The organism is Asticcacaulis sp. (assembly GCF_027484505.1).
Classification (GTDB): Bacteria; Pseudomonadota; Alphaproteobacteria; order Caulobacterales; family Caulobacteraceae; genus Asticcacaulis.
On the sequence record NZ_JAIXSV010000261.1, the window covers coordinates 1 to 3,321 of the forward strand.

At 59.4% G+C, this 3,321-nt stretch carries 3 protein-coding genes; 2 read left to right on the plus strand and 1 reads right to left on the minus strand.

The genetic code is table 11. The annotated features are described in order from the left end of the window. Together Q0072_RS15600 and Q0072_RS15605 are read left to right on the plus strand one after the other, a co-directional pair. Positions 1 to 1,480: glycosyltransferase (locus tag Q0072_RS15600; RefSeq protein ID WP_298331931.1), on the plus strand; the 1,480-nt coding region annotated here is incomplete at its 5' end. Continuing rightward, positions 1,477 to 2,649, plus strand: coding sequence for a glycosyltransferase family 2 protein (locus Q0072_RS15605; protein ID WP_298331933.1), 1,173 nt, complete (start codon positions 1,477 to 1,479; stop codon positions 2,647 to 2,649). The genes Q0072_RS15600 and Q0072_RS15605, both read left to right, overlap by 4 nt. Here the strand turns inward: Q0072_RS15605 and Q0072_RS15610 are convergent. Then, complete coding sequence (locus Q0072_RS15610) at positions 2,644 to 3,156, minus strand: HAD family hydrolase (RefSeq protein WP_298331935.1); 513 nt, start codon at positions 3,154 to 3,156, stop codon at positions 2,644 to 2,646. The two genes, Q0072_RS15605 and Q0072_RS15610, sit on opposite strands and share 6 nt — an antisense overlap. Positions 3,157 to 3,321: the final 165 nt, after the last annotated feature.

Genomic DNA, 3,321 nt, shown 5'->3' on the forward strand with positions numbered 1-3,321 from the left:
CGCCAGTATCGGCTTCGGATACTATTCTGAATGGCGCGACGCCCTGACCGGCAAGGCACCCGACGACATACCGCCGGCGTTTTCATCAGACAGGCCCGGCCTGGGTGAAGCTTTACAGATGATCCGTACCAAGGCCGGCACAGAGCTGGTGGCCGTGCTTGATGACGGCGCGATACTCTATCCCGGCGCCCTGTCCCGGGCCACAGAGGTGGCGGAAACCTGTGGCGCAGACATTCTGTATGGCGATGCCGATCAGCCTGTCGATGGCGGGCTTCTTCCCTGGTTTCGTCCCGGGTGGAGCTATGATCTTTGTTTGTCGCAAGACTATACAAGGGGACTGACCCTGTTCAGGACCGCGTTTTTGCGATCGATCGGGACCTGCCAGTCAGCAACCTCGCTCAGACTGCGCGCCCTGTTAAGGCAGGGCCCTCACGGACGGGTTCACCATCTGCCTGAGGTGCTGTGCCAACTGACCCGGGCACCGGGACCGGCTGCGACAAAGCATGCTGACGAGGCGGTAGCCGAACATCTTCGCAGCCGGGGTTACGCCGGTGCCCGCCTGGTGACCCTCGACCCGCATGAGGGGCTGCGGCGTGTGGAATGGCCGGCCCCAAGGGATACGCCACTTTTCAGTCTTATCATCCCCACACGGGACCGGCTGTCCCTTGTACGGGCAGCGGTTGAAAGCATCGAAGCCAACACAGTCAATGCCAGCTATGAAATCATCATCATCGATAACCAGAGCCAGGAAACAGCAACCCTGGATTGGCTGAGGGACGGGGAGCAGACGGGGCGTTTTCGGGTCATTCCCTATGATGCGCCGTTCAACTTTGCAGATATGAACAACCGGGCGGCAGAACAGGCACGGGGAACGCTGCTGGGATTCATCAATAACGATGTTGAATTGATCGATGGCCACTGGCTGACCGTGGCGGCTGCCCATCTGTCGCGACCAGAGGTGGGAGCCGTTGGAGCCCGGCTGCGCTTTTCCAACGGCATGATCCAACATGGCGGGGTCATCCTGGGCACCGGCGGGCTGGCAGAAAATGCCTTTCAAACGGTCCATGTTGATGATGTCGGCTATTTTCATCGCACACGCGTGGCCGGCAATTACAGCGCGGTGACCGCCGCCTGCCTGTTCTGCCGCCGGTCCGACTTCACGATTATTGGCGGCTTCGATGCTGAAAACCTGCCCGTGGCGTTTAACGATGTCGACTTCTGCCTGCGGCTGCGGGAAACGGGATTACTGATCGTCTGGACGCCGGACATAGAACTCTACCATCACGAAAGCGTCAGTCGCGGCAGAGACAGCACGCCAGAGCGGATCGCGCGTGCCACCAAAGAGGAGAACTATATGCGGCGACGTTGGAAGAATGTGGCAATGTCAGACCCGTATTATAATTCGAATCTGAACCTTGATGGCGTACCCTTTACAGGATTGGCATTGCCGCCACGTCACCAGTGGAGGATCGGTCGTTGATTCTGGGCAATTTTGATTGCATCGCAGGACGGGACGTCTGCGGTTGGGCCTGGTGTCCGGAAAGACCGCTCGAGGCCCAGAAGGTCACGGTTCTGCTGGACGGCATGGTCGTCTGCTATGGTCTTGCCAATCAGCACCGCCCGGACCTGCAGGCCGCTGGTATCAGCCAGGGCAACCACGCCTTCTATCTTCGGCTTCCAGAGGCATTGATGGATGGCCGGGAAGGCATGCTGAGCATCATTGCCGGTGCCGGCAATCACCCGCTGGGTGGGACGCCTGTTCATGTGACCCTCCCCAACAGCCGGTTTCGGCCTGTCCCCCCGCCCCGTACGGCTCCACCATTGACACTGGCAATCTGCGCCATTGTCCGGGACGAGGGACCCTATTTGTTGGAGTGGATCGCTCATCATCGGCTCCTGGGGGTGGAGCATTTTGTGCTGTTCAATAACGGCAGCACGGATGGCACGACGCAGTTGTTATCGGCTTTGGCCAGGGTGGGTGTCGTCGACCATGTGCCCTGGCCCGACATTCCCCATGTCGCAGCACAACGCCCTGCTTATATCGCCGGGCTGGCGCGGCTGTCAGGTCGCTGCCGATGGGTCGCCTTCATCGACGCGGACGAGTTCTTGAACCCCGTTGACGGGGGCGATGTGCCCTCAATCCTGGCTGACTATGATGAAGCGGCCGGCTTGGTGGTGCCTTGGCGGATATTCGGGTCCAATGGCCATCAACGGCACGATGACGATCTGGTCATGTGTCGCTTCACCTGTCGGGCAGCGGCTGATCATCCGCTGAACAGGTCGGTGAAGACCATCGTCCAGGCCCGTTTGGTCGCAGAGCCTGATATCCACGCGCCAAGCATCACCAACGGGTCGTTGATTGATGAACATGGACGTGTCGCGGGTAGCCAGGGCCACCCATCACACCACGCGGTGCCTGATGCTCACAGGCTCGTGCTCAATCATTATTTTACAAAATCAAGGGAAGAATGGAGACGCAAACGCAACCGCGGTCAGGCGACCGAACCGATGGATAGCGGCGCGCGCTTGCGACCTGATGAGCATTTTATGTCCCATGACATCAATGATGTTGAAGATCTTAGCCTAGTTGCCCGCGCCGATCAGGTCCGGGACGAAATGGCGAGGTTACGGGACATAATGTCGTCATAAGCCGGTGAGACGCCGCACCTGCGGCAACAGGCTGTCGCCATCGGTGAGGTGACCCGGCAATCCTGCCGCATGGGCGGCCTCTATGTCCGTTGCCCTATCACCGATCAGGAAACTGCGCTGCATGTCGATAGGCCAGCTTCTGGCTAAGTCCAAGATCATCCCGGGACGGGGTTTGCGGCACTCACAGGCCTGGCGGTAGGGGGCGACAACGGCATGGGGGTGGTGCGGACAATAGCGCCAATCATCAACTCGCGCCCCTTGATGTTGTAACTGCTGGTCCATCCACGCATGGAGACTGCGGACCGCATCCTCATTATAGTATCCATGCGCCACACCGGCTTGGTTGGTGACCACAAAGACAAGATAGCCGGCGTCGTTGAGATGGCAAATGGCCGGTACGACACCAGGCAGCCAAACAATCTGGTCAGGCCGGTGTGGATAGCCGGTATCTTTGTTCAGCACGCCATCGCGGTCAAAAAATGCCGCCGGGCGGTGGGTATGGACCATTATTTACCGCTTCCTTAGCATTCGCCCCGGCCGCCCGACACAGTGATAGGCAAAGCCGGCCATCTCTGCATCCTCTGCATTGAAGATGTTGCGCAGGTCGACCAGGACCGGCGCCGTCATGGATTTGCAGACGCGGGACAGGTTCAGCATGCGGAATTCGTTCCA

What these genes read in the sequence shown, in the direction of transcription:
- Q0072_RS15610 (WP_298331935.1), bottom strand. Translation starts at nt 3,156, where the DNA reads ATGGTCCATACCCACCGCCCGGCGGCATTTTTTGACCGCGATGGCGTG.